The sequence below is a fragment of the Virgibacillus dakarensis genome (genome assembly GCF_900155625.1).
GTDB lineage: Bacteria > Bacillota > Bacilli > Bacillales > Amphibacillaceae > Lentibacillus_C > Lentibacillus_C populi.
In genome coordinates this window covers 1,825,007-1,841,681 of sequence record NZ_LT732553.1, presented here as the reverse complement: position 1 = coordinate 1,841,681, position 16,675 = coordinate 1,825,007, and the positions used below count along the sequence as shown (strand labels likewise).

17 protein-coding genes are annotated in these 16,675 nt (G+C 39.9%); 14 read left to right on the top strand and 3 right to left on the bottom strand.

The features are described from left to right. Positions 1-56: 56 nt before the first annotated feature. On the top strand, positions 57-1,922 hold the full coding sequence (locus CZ382_RS09260) for a sensor domain-containing diguanylate cyclase (protein ID WP_159457781.1): 1,866 nt from the start codon (positions 57-59) through the stop codon (positions 1,920-1,922). A gap of 72 nt (positions 1,923-1,994) precedes the next feature. Here the strand turns inward: CZ382_RS09260 and CZ382_RS09255 are convergent, their stop codons facing one another. Then, positions 1,995-2,477 carry a GAF domain-containing protein gene (locus tag CZ382_RS09255; protein ID WP_088050883.1) on the bottom strand — a complete coding sequence of 161 codons (483 nt, stop codon included), beginning with the start codon at positions 2,475-2,477 and terminating at the stop codon, positions 1,995-1,997. 106 nt (positions 2,478-2,583) lie between these two features. Between CZ382_RS09255 and refZ the strand changes: the two genes are divergently transcribed. From refZ to CZ382_RS09230, 5 genes are all read left to right on the top strand, one after another. Continuing rightward, positions 2,584-3,198 carry a forespore capture DNA-binding protein RefZ gene (gene refZ / locus CZ382_RS09250; protein ID WP_407701303.1) on the top strand — a complete coding sequence of 205 codons (615 nt, stop codon included), beginning with the start codon at positions 2,584-2,586 and terminating at the stop codon, positions 3,196-3,198. 607 nt (positions 3,199-3,805) lie between these two features. After that, entirely contained in the window at positions 3,806-5,500 is a 1,695-nt protein-coding gene (gene ezrA / locus CZ382_RS09245) for a septation ring formation regulator EzrA (protein WP_088050881.1), read from the top strand. 85 nt (positions 5,501-5,585) lie between these two features. Next, positions 5,586-6,725 carry a cysteine desulfurase family protein gene (locus CZ382_RS09240; protein ID WP_088050880.1) on the top strand — a complete coding sequence of 380 codons (1,140 nt, stop codon included), beginning with the start codon at positions 5,586-5,588 and terminating at the stop codon, positions 6,723-6,725. Between the two features lie 5 nt (positions 6,726-6,730). Next, positions 6,731-7,933 (top strand): tRNA uracil 4-sulfurtransferase ThiI, encoded by a 1,203-nt coding sequence (thiI, locus tag CZ382_RS09235; protein ID WP_088050879.1) that lies wholly within the window; start codon positions 6,731-6,733, stop codon positions 7,931-7,933. Between the two features lie 153 nt (positions 7,934-8,086). Continuing rightward, a complete protein-coding gene (locus CZ382_RS09230) occupies positions 8,087-8,293 on the top strand; it encodes an alpha/beta-type small acid-soluble spore protein (protein ID WP_088050878.1) in 207 nt (68 codons plus the stop codon). Between the two features lie 70 nt (positions 8,294-8,363). Here CZ382_RS09230 and CZ382_RS09225 read toward each other — a convergent pair whose 3' ends face one another. Beyond that, positions 8,364-9,164 carry an NAD kinase gene (locus CZ382_RS09225; protein WP_088050877.1) on the bottom strand — a complete coding sequence of 267 codons (801 nt, stop codon included), beginning with the start codon at positions 9,162-9,164 and terminating at the stop codon, positions 8,364-8,366. A gap of 430 nt (positions 9,165-9,594) precedes the next feature. On the opposite strand from CZ382_RS09225, the gene CZ382_RS09220 reads away from it, so the two are divergent. The 6 genes from CZ382_RS09220 to CZ382_RS09195 all read left to right on the top strand — a co-directional run bounded on the left by CZ382_RS09220 (position 9,595) and on the right by CZ382_RS09195 (position 14,579). After that, a complete protein-coding gene (locus CZ382_RS09220; RefSeq protein WP_088050876.1) occupies positions 9,595-10,197 on the top strand; it encodes a DUF2953 domain-containing protein in 603 nt (200 codons plus the stop codon). A gap of 110 nt (positions 10,198-10,307) precedes the next feature. Further along, positions 10,308-10,796, top strand: coding sequence for a GerW family sporulation protein (gene ytfJ / locus CZ382_RS09215; RefSeq protein WP_088050875.1), 489 nt, complete (start codon positions 10,308-10,310; stop codon positions 10,794-10,796). A 113-nt stretch (positions 10,797-10,909) separates the two neighbouring features. Then, complete coding sequence (gene tpx / locus CZ382_RS09210; protein WP_088050874.1) at positions 10,910-11,410, top strand: thiol peroxidase; 501 nt, start codon at positions 10,910-10,912, stop codon at positions 11,408-11,410. A 157-nt stretch (positions 11,411-11,567) separates the two neighbouring features. Further along, positions 11,568-12,551, top strand: a complete 984-nt coding sequence (locus tag CZ382_RS09205; RefSeq protein WP_088050873.1) for a class I SAM-dependent methyltransferase — start codon at positions 11,568-11,570, stop codon at positions 12,549-12,551. 15 nt (positions 12,552-12,566) lie between these two features. Further along, positions 12,567-13,751 carry an acetate kinase gene (locus CZ382_RS09200; protein ID WP_088050872.1) on the top strand — a complete coding sequence of 395 codons (1,185 nt, stop codon included), beginning with the start codon at positions 12,567-12,569 and terminating at the stop codon, positions 13,749-13,751. Positions 13,752-14,075: 324 nt separating this feature from the next. Beyond that, entirely contained in the window at positions 14,076-14,579 is a 504-nt protein-coding gene (locus CZ382_RS09195) for a MogA/MoaB family molybdenum cofactor biosynthesis protein (RefSeq protein WP_088050871.1), read from the top strand. Positions 14,580-14,971: 392 nt separating this feature from the next. Here the strand turns inward: CZ382_RS09195 and CZ382_RS09190 are convergent, their stop codons facing one another. Next, positions 14,972-15,406, bottom strand: coding sequence for a universal stress protein (locus CZ382_RS09190; protein WP_088050870.1), 435 nt, complete (start codon positions 15,404-15,406; stop codon positions 14,972-14,974). A gap of 168 nt (positions 15,407-15,574) precedes the next feature. Between CZ382_RS09190 and CZ382_RS23950 the strand changes: the two genes are divergently transcribed. Continuing rightward, positions 15,575-15,727: a hypothetical protein gene (locus CZ382_RS23950; RefSeq protein ID WP_188724542.1), complete on the top strand. Its 153-nt coding sequence runs from the start codon at positions 15,575-15,577 to the stop codon at positions 15,725-15,727. 165 nt (positions 15,728-15,892) lie between these two features. Then, on the top strand, positions 15,893-16,651 hold the full coding sequence (locus tag CZ382_RS09185) for an SDR family oxidoreductase (protein ID WP_088050869.1): 759 nt from the start codon (positions 15,893-15,895) through the stop codon (positions 16,649-16,651). Positions 16,652-16,675 lie beyond the last annotated feature (24 nt).

Here is a 16,675-nt window from a genome sequence, read left to right as displayed (position 1 = left end):
ATTTCAAAATAATTTAATATTCAAACCCAATTATCCTCATGACAGGTGGTAATATGATGAGTGTGAGCATACAATGGCAAGAAAAATTAAGAAGTATATTTTTTGAACTGATAAAGGAAGTGCCAACCTGTTCGTATGATGAACTTCTTTCCCGGCTTATTATGAAACTGCAGGATAGTCTAAAGGTTTCCGTTATAGTGATTTATGAACATGATGACTGGAATAATACGTTTAAGCAAATTACTAGTCAAATGTTGCAGCTTAACGAGCAATGTCTTTTACGAGACGGCAACTTGGCTATTCATCAGAATAAAATTGTCCGTGTTCAAGAAGCGTTTAACCCCCCGGGTACAAAGGAAGCATTTATAATCCCGATTACACCCGAATATAAGCCGTCGAGCTTCGTTGGATTGTCCATTCCGGCAAGCTGTGACCCGGGAGCAGATAAATTACTCTTGTTACTGAAAAACGAGTTAGAGCATTTTATGGGTATTTTGAACTATTTTCGGGGGAGGAGAGACAGCGAGAGCAGGAATGAATTTTTGTTTTACTTAACAACCCGCTTTTATTCGTTAACAAATAAAAACGATATATTAATCGAAATTATCAATTCGTTAAAAATAAGATATCCAAAATTTACATACTATCTCTTATTATCACAGGATTACCAGGTGGATCATTCGCTTCCTGTTAAAACGATTGAATATAGTGATGATGAGACAAAACGGGTTAGCACCCAGGCATTTATATCCGGTGAGGTGCAATTGGAAGATCGTGTGCGGGAAAAAAATACTTGCTTATATGCGCCGTTAAAAGGCAGTCAAGGTGTTTACGGCGTTCTGCAAATCGTTACGCCAAGAGTGGTTAACTTTCCTGATGAAGAAATTGAATTTATGAGGCAATTTGCAAATGCTGCAGGGAAAGCAATTGAAAACGTAACCCTTTACTCCTATTCGAAACGACTGATATCGGATCTAAAGATGATTAATGATGCCACACATCAATTAAATTCAAATCTAAAACTTTCAGAGATAACAGCAATCGTTAAACAGCAAATCATTGATACATGTCGTACATCGCAGGTCGGGTTTATTTATTATCTTGAAGAAGAGGGAAAATTTGATATTTTACCTGGAAGTACCGACTATCATTATTCAAAACAAGGTCGCCAGTTTACAAAGCACATGCTTGATGAATTGGAATGGAAAAAGGAAGCCATTTTCAGCGGTGATTTTAAAGAGATGCTCAAGCTTCCATTTTGTTCCGTAATGGTGATTCCAATGCTCAATTCCGGGAAAATTCATGGCATGGTTACGATTATGCATGAAGAGGCATACTATTTTTCTTTTGAAAGCTTTAAATTAATGCAATCATTGATTCAGCATTCCACATTAGCATTGGCAAACGCAATTTTGAAAGATCGATTAGAGAATGCAGTTATTACAGATTATCTGACAACATTATATTCAAGAAATTATTTGGATGAGAAAATTCAGCTTCATATGGCAACTGCTGATCGTGGTGCATTAATATTATTTGATATCGATGATTTTAAGATGGTTAACGACACATATGGACATAACACTGGTGATGACGTCATTAAACAAGTTGCTGAAATTATAAAAATAAATTTAGGTAATGATGATATACCTGCACGGTGGGGCGGGGAAGAACTGGCTATCTATTTGCCTGATGCAACAGTGGATGACGGCGTACAACTGGCGACTCAAATCAGAAAGCAGGCAGAAACTACTACCAATCCGTTAATTACACTCTCCTGTGGGGTGTCAACATGGACCAATAATACCAATGATTCTGTGAAGGAATTGTTTATCCGGGCTGACAAAGCATTGTATGAAGCAAAAAGTGTTGGTAAAAATTGCGTTGTCAAAGAAAATGAACGAAAAAACAGTATCAAGTGAAGAAGAGGGGAATGAATGAGAATTTAAAAGCTGCGGTTCCAGTATGGCTGACCGCAGCTTTAAGGTTTAGGCTTAACTTAAAAATCCTTCGACGATCTTGGCAAATTTTTCAATATATACTTCATCTGTCTTATCAAACCGGTTTGTGCTTGGACTGTCAATATCCAATACACCGTAAATCTCATTATTTATGATTAAAGGTACAACAACTTCGGAACGGCTCGCACTGTCACAGGCAATATGTCCAGGAAATTGGTTGACGTCCGCTACCCGTTTGGTTTTTCGCTCTTTTATCGCGGTTCCGCACACACCTTTTCCAAATGGAATGCGGATACAAGCAGGCAATCCCTGAAAGGGGCCCAGAACGAGTTCGTCATCTTTCCAAAGGTAAAAACCAACCCAGTTTATGTCAGGTAAAAACTGATTTAATAATGCAGATGCATTAGCCATTATCGCAATTGGATCTGTTTCACCTTCCGATAGGGCTTTTAGCTGTTTAAGAAGCAGTTCGAAATCTTTCACTTTATCACCGGAATACACTTGTGCTTGAAACATTCTTCATTTTCCTTTCTGCTGGTGAATTTCGACATTGGTTTGCAGGAAATGTCGAGAAGAAATTGCAGGATTATCGTCCACTTTGTCGTAAATATGAAGTAAGGAGATGAAAACATTGAAAAATAACCCCTCAAAACAAAAGGTTATCGATGCAGCCTCTTCCCTGTTTTTTCAAAAAGGGTTTCACGGCACATCGGTACGTGACATTGCTGATAAGGCTTGTGTTAACGTTTCGCTGATTAGTTATTATTTTAAAAGTAAGCAAGGACTATTGGAGCACGGTGTAACACAATATTATGAGACATACCTTAAGACAATCGAGGACACACTGCAACAGTCTGAACATGACACGGAATTAAGCCGATTGAAAAAGTTAATTGAAACTATTATACAGTACAGACAAAATAATCATCAATTTTCTTGTTTTATTCTGCGTGAGCTTTCTCTTGATTCCGTGTTTGTCAGGGAAATGGCCGTTACATACATAGCAAAGGAAAATTATTATATAAGCAATGCATTTTTCGCGATATTGGGCAAACATAAAAAACAGGAATTGGACAGGCAGTTTTTGTTAATGCAATTGAAAGGGATGTTAATTACCCCATATATACTGCAGAACGAATGGAAAAATCAAGTGATTGGCGAGCACTCTCACCAGATGTTTGTCCGTAAATATGTGCAAACGATTCATGAATGGCTGGATTTTATTGTTGCAGATTAAGGAAATGGGCGACCTATTTCTTTTTTTATAGGTAAGAAAGTAATAAGAATCCGGGCTCTATTCCACTCATGTCAGGGTAGTCCATGTCCGGCTCCAGCGCCCAGCGGCTAGTGTGCTTCCTTCACCTCCGTACGATAAGTCAACATCGGTTCGGGGAAGGAGGAAGGCCGACTAAGAACGGCCTTTGCGGCCAACGTCGGCATACTCCTTTTGCAGGGGCATGTTTCCTTTATCTCCTACGGTAGGAATGTTCGGTTAAAACCGCCGCTTTGCGCGGCAACACCGAACCACCCTGCTTGGCAGGGCGCAGCATATACGCCGCTAACCGGGCGCTTCCGCCTTTGTTCCGTCTTTTTAAATAAAAAATTTGTCAAATCGTGAATTTATTTGGTTTTTTTTAGCCAAAATTGCTGTTTACGTGGTATCATATTAATAATAAAGTCTGAGTTTACATATTTAATTTTTGAGCGTGGGTTCAAAAGTAGGATAAAAAAGGATTGAAAAGTACACCAAGGTGTCATTTTACCGGACGTTTTGAACATACCTGTTTTTCAAGAGATTTAGGGAGTTACCCTCTTATGCAGGAAGGAATATTAGGAGGATTTGTATGGCATATATCATCGGAACGATATTAGTTATTATTGCATTAATTATTGTTGGCCTTATTTTACGAAAACGGGTATATGATGTTGTAGATCGGCAGGAAAGCTGGAAACTGGATATTATGAACCGGAATATTGCTTCTGAATTGCAGCGCATTAAAAGTTTAAATTTATCCGGGGAAACACAGGAAAAGTTTGAAGCATGGAAAGAACGTTGGGAATATATCGTAACGCGTGAGTTGACTGATGTTGAGGAGCTTTTGTTCGAAGCGGAGGAAGCTGCTGATAAATACCGTTTTCCAACTGCCAGAAAAATTTTGCGCAAGTCAGGGCAAACATTGCAATCGATTGAAGAAAATATTGAAAAGATATTACAGGAATTGGACGAATTGCTTGAATCAGAGGAAAACAGCCGGCTGGAAATTGAACATATCGAACCAGAAATAAAAGCATTGCGAAAAAAATTGTCACAGCAGCGGTATTTATATGGCAAGGCAGAGGTTCGCTTTGATGTGGCAATGGATGAGCTCGAAGAAAAACTGGCAAAGTACCATGGCCTCACCAAATCCGGTGATTATTACGAAGCACAGCAAATTGTTGATGAATTAAAAGTGGAGCTTGAATCACTTCAGCAGCAAATGGCAGAGTTTCCGTCCATTTACAAAGCCTGTACCCAGGAGTTGCCTGCACAACTAGATGATTTATATACTGGATTGAAGGGCATGAAGGAGGATGGCTACCGTGTGGAACATCTGGGATTTGAGAAGGAAATACATAGCTATCAGCGCCGTTTACTGGATTGCGTCCGCTCATTGGATAAAGGCAATTCCGAGGATGCAAAATTGATTATTCCCGAGATGGATGAGCGAATAAAAGAAATGTATGTGCTGCTGGAAAAAGAGGCAATTGCCAAAAATTATATGGAAACACAAATTCCAAACTATCAGCATTTACTGAATGAATTAGGTACCTCTTTTCATGAGACAAAAGCAGAAGTGGAATCATTAAAAAGGGCCTATTATTTTGAAGATGGAGATATGGAAAAATATTTAACGCTGGATAAAGCTATCTCCCAACTCAACAAACAACTGGAAGACCTGTCCGCAAATATGGAAAACGAAAAAAAGTCACATTCAGAGCTGCGCGACAGCTTGGAAGCCGGTTTTCAACAGATTGAAACACTGCAAGCGGAGCATGAAGAATTTAAAAACCGGATTCGGAATTTGCGAAAAGATGAACTGGAGGCGAAAGAAAAGCTTTCCGAAATGAAAAATCAGCTTAGCAACACCATGCGTAAATTAAATAAAAGTAATATCCCTGGGGTTCCCACATTTATTTGGAACTTGTCGGAGGCGGCAAGCGAAAAAAATATGCAGGTTTTGAAGGCGTTGGAAAAACAGCCATTAGATATTACAGAAGTTCAACAAACATTGGCGGAAGCGCAAAGGAAAGTTGATTCACTAATGGAACAAACCGATATAATGCTTGACCAGGCGTATCTAACGGAGCAGGTAATTCAATATGCGAACCGGTATCGCAGCAAATATCCACTCCTGGCAGCAAAATTGGCTGAATCCGAACGATTATTCAGATCATATGAATACGAATTATCACTGGAACAAGCTGCAAAGGCGCTGGAAGAAATTGAGCCAGGTGCCTTAAAACGAATTGAGGCATTTCAAGAAGAGGTTATGAATTAGTTACACGGAAGGCTGTCTTATGGAAATGATGAAATCCGTTTCCCTGAGCCAGCCTTGTCTATTTTTTACAAAAGAGGTTGGATAAATGATCTATCTAGATAATAGTGCTACAACGAAACCATATCCTGAGGTAATAAAAAGTTTTCAACAAGTATCGGAAAACTATTTTGCAAATCCTTCTTCGATTCACCAGTTTGGTGGAGAAGCGGAAAAACTGCTGCTGAAGGCGAAAGAACAAACAGCAAAGATTTTACGGGTTGAACCGGACGAAATAATTTTCACCTCTGGAGGCACGGAAGGTAATAATACAGCGATTAAAGGAATTGCACTCGAACATCAGACGCGGGGAAAACATATTATTACGTCAGAAATTGAGCATCCATCGGTATTGGAAGCATGTCACGCTTTGGAAACATTAGGATTTGCGGTGACATATTTACCTGTTAACCAAAATGGTCTCGTATCCATAGCGGATGTGAAACAAGCTATTCGAAACGATACGATTCTGATTAGTATTATGCATGTTAATAATGAACTCGGGTCAGTTCAGCCGATTGAAGAAATCGGTTCTATTGCAAAAAACAATCCGAAATTGTTTTTCCATGTTGATGATGTACAAGGATTGGGAAAACTCCCATTAAAACTGAAAAATAGCGGGATTGATCTATGTACGATGTCCGGTCATAAAATTCATGGTCTGAAGGGTACAGGTATTTTATATGTTAACAAACGCACGAAATTATTTCCATTATTCCATGGTGGTCACCAGGAACGGAATATCAGATCCGGAACCGAAAATTTGCCCGGTGCAGTCGCTATGGCAAAGGCATTACGTTTAATTTCCGATAAACAGAAAAATAATAATGGGGAAATGACCAAATTACGGGATTATCTGCGCACTGAATTGGAAAAGATTCATGGGGTTGTGATTAATACACCAGAAAATGCGGCACCGCATATCATCAATTTTTCTGTTCCAGGCTTGAAGCCGGAGGTTATTATTCATATGCTTGGCGAGCAGCAAATTTATATCTCAACAAAATCGGCATGCTCATCAAAACTAACGGATGAGAGCAGGATTTTAGCTGCCTGCGCGTTGGACAAAGTACGGACAACGTCAGCACTGCGGGTAAGTTTATCGTATGATTCAACAAGACAAGAGGTTACAGCCTTTTTACAGGCACTGAAAAAAGCAGTTGATCAATTAAAAGAGGTAATGGAGTAGATAGCATGGAATTCGATCATATATTAATCCGGTATGGTGAAATGGCCTTAAAAGGAAAAAACAGAAAAAAATTTATCGTTAAATTACAAGAAAATATCCAGCGGAAATTAGCCGATTTCCCTGACGTAAAAGTAACAAGGACACAGGGAAGAATGTTTGTCCTGTTGAATGGAGAGGATCCTGTCCCGATTGTTGCCAAATGTAAAGAAGTGTTTGGGATTCATAGTCTGAGCTTGGCAATCAAAGTGGAAAATGATGAAACAAAGATAAAAGATGCGGCACTATATGCATTAACCACCAGTGAAAATGTGAAGACATTCAAGGTTTCTGTCAAACGAATCGATAAAAACTTTCCGATTCATTCACAGGAAATGAACCAGGTAATCGGAACCCATTTACTAGTCAATACTACCAGATATAAAGTCGATGTACACAATCCGGACCTGGAAGTAAAAGTTGAAATTCGTACGGAAGCAACATATATTACAGCAAGCATCATTCCTGGATTAGGAGGATTGCCGGTCGGAACTTCCGGAAAGACATTACTCATGCTTTCTGGTGGAATCGACAGTCCCGTTGCAGGATTCCTGGCAATGAAACGTGGTGTCGAAATTGAAGCAATTCATTTTCACTCCCCGCCATTTACCAGTGAGCGTGCCAAACAAAAGGTGCTTGATTTAGCCCGTAAGCTAACGGAATATGGAAATACGGTTAAGGTGCATATTGTCCCATTCACCAAAGTACAGCAGTCCATCTTTCGCGAAATGCCCGATGGATATGCTATGACGATTATGCGGCGAATGATGTTCAGAATAAGCGAAATACTTTGTGAAAAGGAACATATTTTATCGATTACAACTGGTGAAAGTCTCGGTCAGGTAGCCAGTCAAACAATGGAAAGTATGAATGCCATTAATGAAGTGACAACTATGCCGATTCTCCGGCCGCTAATTGCTATGGATAAAAATGACATCATTAAGGTATCCCGAACTATTCATACGTATGATATCTCTATTAGACCGTATGAAGACTGCTGTACGATCTTTGTCCCGAAATCACCTAAGACCAGGCCTGGAAGGGAAAAGGTAAATTATTTTGAAGGGCAAATGAATATTACGGAAATGCTTGAAGAAGCTGTTCGAGGGATTGAAACAGTAAAGGTAACAAATAAGAGTGATACTGTTGGAGAATTCGATGATTTATTTTAGTTACTTCCGGTTTTTTGAGATTATGCTGAATATGTTTATAATCTCATAAAGGTGTAAAAACAAGTTGGCAATTCTAACAGGAACTACCAATAGAAAAATTGCATGTTTGTCCCCCTTGTTACACATTATATAAGTACCAAGGAGGTGAGGAACATGGCTTCTAATAATAATTCAAACCAATTAGTTGTACCTGGTGTACAACAAGCATTGGATCAGATGAAGACTGAGATTGCTCAAGAATTCGGCGTACAACTTGGTGCCGATACTACCTCTCGTGCTAACGGTTCTGTTGGTGGAGAAATCACAAAACGTTTGGTAACAATGGCTGAACAACAATTTAGCGGACGTCAACAATTTTAAATGAAATGGCTAAGAAGGCTACCTCGGGTCGAGGTAGCCTTCTATTTTAACTTACTATAATGTCTTTTGTTTACAAGAATGTTCTCTTCACACGATCCCAGTAAGAGTTATTTTTTAATTTGACAGTCTTTATTACTTTATCACTGAGGGTAACCGTGATGTTTTTAATGTTCTTTATCGGGAATGCTTCATTGTCCAACCCAATAATTGGATGATCATTACCATCCTGAATAACATCAAGCCCCAGTTTCCGGTCTTTATTCAATACAAATGAGGAACCGAGCGTGCGATAACGATTATTGTTAAGTGAAGCAAGTTCCGAAACTTGGAAACAAGGTATCTTTGGATCAATTACTGCACCACGGGTTGATTTGTTGTAGCCAGTTGACCCGGTCGGGGTTGCCACGATTAACCCATCACCACGGAATGTTTCAAAATACATATCATCGATCCGAACATCAATGACGATTGTTTTAATAATGGTAGAACGAATACTAATCTCGTTTAGACAGTAAAAAGATGTTCCGTCATTAACCTGAACCGTTATAACCGGGAATTTGCGTACCTCCATTTCTTCATTCACCATTGTATCAAGCATCGCTTCAAAATTATCCATATTGAAATCACAGTACAATCCCGATTCATCTGACCTTGTTATTCCAGCGTATAAACAATCCTGACGAAATCCCGTTTTGCGAACTGCCTGCAAAAACGCGCCATCTCCGCCAACACTGATAATGATACTTGCATCTTCTGGATCGGTAACAATGGAAAAACCATTTCCTTGAGCTAAATCAAATAACGGCTTTAATGTACTATCCAAGTCATTTTCTCGTCTGTAATAAAAATAGATATTTTTACGGTTTGGCATTGTTTGATTGCCTCCATTTTCAAGTCTGCTGTTTATTAAGTTTATCACGTTAGTGCCATTTTTTCACGCATTAACGGGCTATAGGGCTATAATATCCCCATCTTTAAGCGAGTGTAAACCAAAAACGTGAAGGGGAGATAAATAGCCCGTAAATATCCGATTTTAGGAACAAGGACTAAAAACCCACGTGCACTGATGACGTCTTTGTGACCGCATTGCACAGGCCTCAGGCTAATTCAGTGGCAGAGTAAGGGCAGGCTGGAACCGTCACGTCCGCATGCCTTCGCCTTTCTAGTACATCTTGTGCGAAGGAACCCACCGCTGAATGAGGTTTCACTTTATCATACATGCGATTTTTTGGTTAAAAATTGTTGAACTGATACAAAATAGTAGTGAATGAATTTTTTTCCTATATCAGGAGTTGAGAACTTTGTTTTGGATTATTCTGTTCCTATTCATTTTCGGTAGCGGAATTCTGCTATTATTTTCGCGTGTCTATATATCATTTTCATTGGAGTATAGCGATGATAAGCCGATTTCAATTGTCTATGTCCGGTTGTACGGGATCCGTTTTTTAAAAAGAAAAATTGACCTGTCCGAACTGGGAACTGCAGATGTATGGAAAGATCAATTGGCTAATAAAAGCTTTAAGGAAAAACTGGAAGTAATTCATCAGGTGATGCAAAGCTTTTTTGACATTGTTAGTGATACGATGATGGCTATGCGAATATTTTTAGATAAATTATCTATTCATAAAATTGAATGGTACTCCCGGTTTGGTACTGGGGAGGCCAGCACAACGGGATTAGCAGCCGGGGGATTATGGACAATAAAAGGGGCGCTGATCGGTTTAGTAGATCATCTCAGTCATGTACATTGTTTACCAAATATTGATGTTCAACCAGATTTCCAGAGCAAATACATTTATTCAAAATTTGATTGTATGGTATCGATCAGAATAGGACAAGCTATACACGCACTTATTAAAGTGATACGGAAGTCGTCGTTTCGTAAAAGAGAAGTATTGATATAAAAGAGGATATGAACAAAGGCGCTGGAGCCTGACGTGGCCTACTTTGCTGTAAGCATAATAACGCCTCAAATTTTATATTTTCTTTACTATTCAAAAAGGAGGATCCCGAAATGAGTGAACATCCAATTCAAGGTTTAATGACAACGGCAATGGAAAATTTGAAAGATATGGTTGAAGTTAATACGATTATTGGTGATCCAGTTGAATCGCCTGATGGAAGTGTGATTATACCGGTTTCAAAGGTTGGATTTGGTTTTGCGGCCGGTGGCAGTGAATTCAGTGGGAAAAAGAAAGGCTCGGACTCGGATCAAGGAGATAGTGGTGGCGGACAGAAAGAGATGCCGTTCGGTGGTGGTAGTGGTGGTGGTGTATCAATCACACCCGTCGCATTTTTAATTGTCAACGCTAAAGGTATCAAAATGGTTCATCTGGACGGGAATACCCATTTAATAGAAAAGATGCTGGATTTTGCCCCGCAGGTAGTCGAAAAAATACAGCAGCTGCTGAAGGAATCAGGAAGATCTAAGAAACCAAAGAATCAAAACAAGGATAAGGATAAGGAAGAAGAAGATAAGCAGCACTCCATTTATGATATTTAACGTGCCGTTCACAAAGTTGTTTCTATTTTTAAGTACATGATATTGGACACTACATGCCAACTTATTCATAATAAGAAGTGAGAATAAATGCAAATAAGAAGGGAATGATTCATATGGCAAATGTTACATTCCATCAAGATCCTGTCACACTTCTTGGTACAGAAATAAAAGTGGGGGATAGTGCACCCGACTTTACTGTATTGTCCAATGATCTGAAAGAAGTTTCATTAACCGATTATCAGGGCAAGGTGAAGCTTATTGCAGCTGTACCATCCGTTGATACCGGAGTATGTTCGGAAGAGACGAGGCGCTTCAATGAAGAAGCTGAAAAAATTCCGGGTGTACAGGTATTGACGATCAGTATGGATTTACCTTTCGCTCAGACACGTTGGTGTGCTGCTAATGGTATTAAAAATCTTGACACTCTATCGGATCATCGTAATGCCGATTTTGCTGAAAAATATGGTGTCCTGATTAAGGAACTACGGCTACTCGCCCGGGCTGTTTTTGTGGTGGATTCCAATAATAAGGTTACATATGTCGAATATGTAGATGAAGTAACAAACCATCCCGATTATGAAAAAGCATTGGAAGCAGCTAAAACTGCAAAGTAATGACAGATTGTCTCTCTTGCTATCGGAGTAAGAGGGACTTTTTATGCACTGAACCAATACCTCTTAAAACAGATCTCTCCTTCTAAATCTTTGTACATGAGCCCCTTTCTTTTGTTACAATAAGTACGCCTAGCGGGAAGGAACGGAGGAACAGCAAATGGAAAAATCAAACGTTGAAATACTTTTTACGTGGATTGATCATACTACAGAGACTATTCAACAGCATGCTGATGAACCTTATTTGGACAGTTTAGCAATTGCCCTTGAATGGCTTTTTTATGAGGAAACTTCCGAGATGGATGATGATATTGCAAGACAAAAAATACAGAAAGCACTAAAGGATATCAAACTTGATCAATATACAACTGAAGACATTCAAAAGGCCGTACAGTTTGCTATTTTAAAAGGAATGAAGGACTCGACACAGCCACAGCACTTGATGACGCCTGACACAGTGGCGTTACTAGTTGGGTATCTGGCTGAGAAACTGAACAAGAAAAAAGAAAAGCTTAGGGTATTTGATCCTGCCTGCGGGACGGGAAACCTGTTGACTACAGTAATTAAACAATTGAAACAGCAAACAGAGGTGTTTGGCAGTGAAGTTGACTCCACGTTAATTAAACTTGCTTTATTAAATGCCAATTTGCAAAAACAAAATGTTGAATTTTTTCATCAGGACAGCTTACGGCCGTTTCTATTGGACCCGGTTGATTTGGTTGTCGCTGATTTACCTGTCGGGTATTATCCGGATGATGTTCGGGCAAGTGACTATGAATTGCAAGCGGCTGAAGGTCATTCATACGCCCACCATCTATTTATCGAACAAAGCATGCATTATACGAAAGAAGCAGGATATGTAATTTTTGTCATTCCAGATTTTTTATTTGATAGTGATCAGGCGGACAAGCTGCAGGCCTTCTTGCAAAAAAACGCGCACATTATTGGGGTTTTAAGCTTGCCGGAAAGTGCATTCAAGTCTGAGAAAAACGGGAAAAGCATCCTGGTATTGCAAAAAAAAGGTGACCATACGAGTGGGCCAAAACAGCCATTGCTCGTAAAGCTGCCATCTTTTAAAAATGCCAAAGCAATGGATGATATTCTAGATCAAATCAATGGTTGGTTTGCCAACTATTTAAGCTAAGGGGGATGGAGTTAGATGCGTAATATTTTAGCAATAAATGCCGGAAGCTCTTCATTGAAATATCAATTGATTGAAATGCCGGAGGAGAAGGTATTGGCAAAGGGCGTTTTCGAGCGAATCGGGTTAACGGATCCGATCTTCACCATTACAATCAATGAGAATAAAGATAGCGTAATAGCGGACATACCGGATCATGAAGCAGCAGTAAAATGGCTATTGGAAAGATTAAAAACATCGGGCGTTATTAACTCACTGGATGAAATAAGTGCAATTGGTCACCGGGTTGTGCATGGTGGAGAACGTTTTACTGATTCTGTAAAAATAACGGATGAAGTTATCCAGGAGATTGAAGAAGTATCAGAATTGGCTCCTCTTCATAACCCGGCGAATTTGACTGGAATTCGAGCGTTTCAAGAAGTTTTGCCAAACGTTCCAATGGTTGCGGTGTTTGATACAGCATTCCACCAAACTATGCCGGAAAAATCGTATTTATATAGTTTGCCGTATGAGTACTATAAAAAATACGGTATTCGAAAATATGGATTTCACGGTACCTCTCATAAATATGTGTCACAGCGGGCATCTGAATTACTTGGAATTCCGTTAGATCAATTACGGCTCATTTCATGTCATTTAGGAAACGGTGCAAGTATCGCTGCAATAGAAAAAGGAAAGTCGATTGATACATCAATGGGATTTACCCCACTTGCAGGCGTTACAATGGGAACTCGCTCCGGAAATATCGATCCTGCTTTAATTCCATATATCATGGAAAAAACAGGACAATCGGCTGATGAAGTAATCAACGTGTTAAATAAACAAAGTGGTATGCTGGCATTATCAGGGTTTTCGAGTGATTTACGTGATATTGAAGAACAGGCAGGTGTTAATGATCGGGCGGAGCTTGCTTTGGAGGTCTTTGCAGCACGAATTCATAAATATTTAGGGTCGTATGCTGCCAGAATGTCTGGTGTAGATGCGATTATTTTCACAGCAGGTGTAGGAGAAAATAGTGTGACAATCCGGGAGAAGGTGTTAACCGGGCTGGAATTTATGGGTGTTTACTGGGATCCATCGCTAAATAATATTCATGGTAAAGAGGTATTTATCAATTATCCGCACTCACCGGTAAAAGTATTGGTGATCCCAACTAACGAAGAAGTCATGATTGCCCGCGATACAGTACGCTTGACGCCTTGATACTTTCCTCAGCTGATGGATAATTTCTTTTTAAAAGTAAAGAAAGTATATAAATTTAGGCTTTATTCTGCTTACGTCAGAGTTGGCCATGTCCAGCTCCAGCGCCCAGCAACTAGCAAACTTCACACTCCTTCACTACGATAAGTCAACATCGGTAAAAGGGGAAGTTCGGTTAAAACCGCGACGTCCTGTCGCAACACCGAACTGACCTACGTCCTGTAGGCCTCAGCTCACCGTGTTTCCTTTATCTCATTGCGGAGTGCTCCAGTTTGTACGTTGCTAAACGGGCGCTTGCGCTTTTCTTATTGGAGAGGGGATAGGACGATGCCACATCAAATAGCGTATAAATCGTTAAACTGCATGATTATTACAATTAGTGACACAAGAACAAAGGAAACGGATAAAAGTGGAAGGTTAATGACTGAATTGCTTAAACAGGCTGGACATCAGGTTCAATCGGCAGAAATTGTTCCGGATGAAACATCGGCTATTGAAAACAAGGTGAAAGCTGGAGCCGAAAACCCAAATGTGGACGTGATTTTGACAAATGGTGGTACAGGTATATCCTTTCGTGATGTAACAATTGAAACGATAAAAGACATGCTGGATAAAGAAATGACTGGCTTCGGCGAAATTTTCCGGATGTTAAGCTATCAGGAAGACATAGGCTCGGCAGCCATTCTTTCTCGAGCTATTGCTGGTGTAATCAATCGTACAGCAATTTTTGCGACGCCTGGATCAACTGGTGCAGTAAAGCTGGCGATGAATAAATTAATTCTTCCTGAACTATCACACGTCGTTCATGAAATTAACAAAGATAAAGAATAACAGCACCGCCTTCACATGGAAGGCGGTGCTGTTAGTGTATTTAAGGGGATAGGAAAGTATAAAATTATAGCTCTATTCAGCTTGCACCAAGGTGGGCCACGTCCAGCTCCAGCGCCCAGCGGCTAGTGGACAACACCCGCCTCCGTACGATAAGTCAACATCGGCTCGGGTAAGAAGGAAGGCCGACTAAGAACGGGCTTTGCGCCCAACTCACGTCTACCCCTTTTGCAGGGGCATGTTTCCTTTATCTCCTACGTAGGAATGTTCGGTTAAAACCGCTGCTTTGCGCAGCAACACCGAACCACCCGCGTTGCGCGGGCGCAAGCACATACGCCGCTAAACGGACGCTTGCGCCTTTGTTCATAATGAAAATGCGGGCTGTTTTAGGCTTTTTATCTGACGACTAATACATCACAATTAGCATAACGGGTAATGCTTTCGGATACGCTGCCAATTAAAAATCGTTCAACAGCATTCATTCCGGTTGCACCGCAGATGATCAAATCTGCCTTAAAGTCACTTGCCACATCCTTGGCAATTTTCACTTTTGGTGAACCGTATTCGACACAGCGTACTAAATTTTCAATACCGGCTGCCTTTGCCTTATCCGTGTAATTATCCAGTAGTTCTTTTGCATAATCCTCTGCGCGTTCTGCAAGGGTACGGTCATATGCTTCGGCCGTTGCAAATGTACGAGAATCAACAATGTGGGTGAGAATAAGTCTTGCCTTATTACGTTTTGCAATATTTAATGACTTTTGAAATGCTACCTCTGAAGCTTCTGATCCGTCAACAGCGACAACAATATTTTTGTATGCAAAGTCCATTTCGCATCTCCCCTTTTTTCTTCTTACTAATCTATACCCCTTTTTCAATAATGATAATCACCAGTAAATGTTTATTATAAAGTTCGACACCGCTTTTGTTGAAACTGGAAATAGAAATCTTAATTTTTGTTGCTATTTTGTGCACATACTAATCATGGAGGTGATTTTTTGGCTGATCATAATAAACTTCATGAAGACAAAAAAGGGATTGCAACAGTACAAAATCAGTTAATGGAAAGCTATCAAAGCGGTGTCATTGAAGATAAGGAAAACTTGTCAAACAATCGGAGCATCCACACGTTCAATAACCAAAAGAAATAGTATTCATCAATCCATCCCGGGCAGCTGGGGGTGGATTCGTTACATATAAATTGGAACAATATGCTGGTTTCGTCTTTTCACTTTGCTTCTTTTAGCTATTATATTATGTTATAATTCCATTCATGATAAGGGTTCACTTCTTTTAAGCAAAAGGAGGTAATTAATTTGGGGCACGCTCTTATAACGGCAGGAACATCTGGACTGGGAAGAATGGTTACGGAAGCATTTCTCTCGGCAGGACACCATGTTACCACAACATATCGCAGTAATTATGATAAAGCAATGAAGGTAAAGCAGGAACTGGCAGCTTATCATGATGCATTACATATTGTTCAAGCCGATGTCACAAATAAAAGTGATATTGAAACCCTGGTGGAAGCTGCAAGAGAAAACCATGGTGGGATCGACTACTTAATCAATAATGCCGGTCCGTTTATATTCGAACGAAAAAAATTAGTTGATTATACGGAAGCTGAATGGCATGAAATGATTCATGGAAACCTGGACGCGATTTTTTATTTGTTAAAATTAACGATTCCCTTTATGCGTGAGCAAAAATTTGGCCGAATTATCAATTATGGATTCCAGGGTGCAAATAGTGCATCAGGCTGGTTGTATCGTTCTGCTTTTGCCGCGGCAAAAAGCGGGCTTGTCTCATTGACGAAAACGGTTGCCTTTGAAGAGGCGGAGTATCATATCACATCCAATATGGTGTGTCCAGGCAATATTGTCGGAGAAATGAAGGAATCAACTATTATGGAAAGTCGTAAAAAATATGATGATACGACACCAATTGGAAGATCCGGGACAGGGGAAGATATTGCAAGGACCATTTTATTTTTATGTGATCAAGATTCTGACATGATTACCGGGTCTGTTTTTGAAATCACAGGAGGTCTTGATGTCATCCACCGGTATCGTTAAAATGATGCAATATCCGAAAGACTT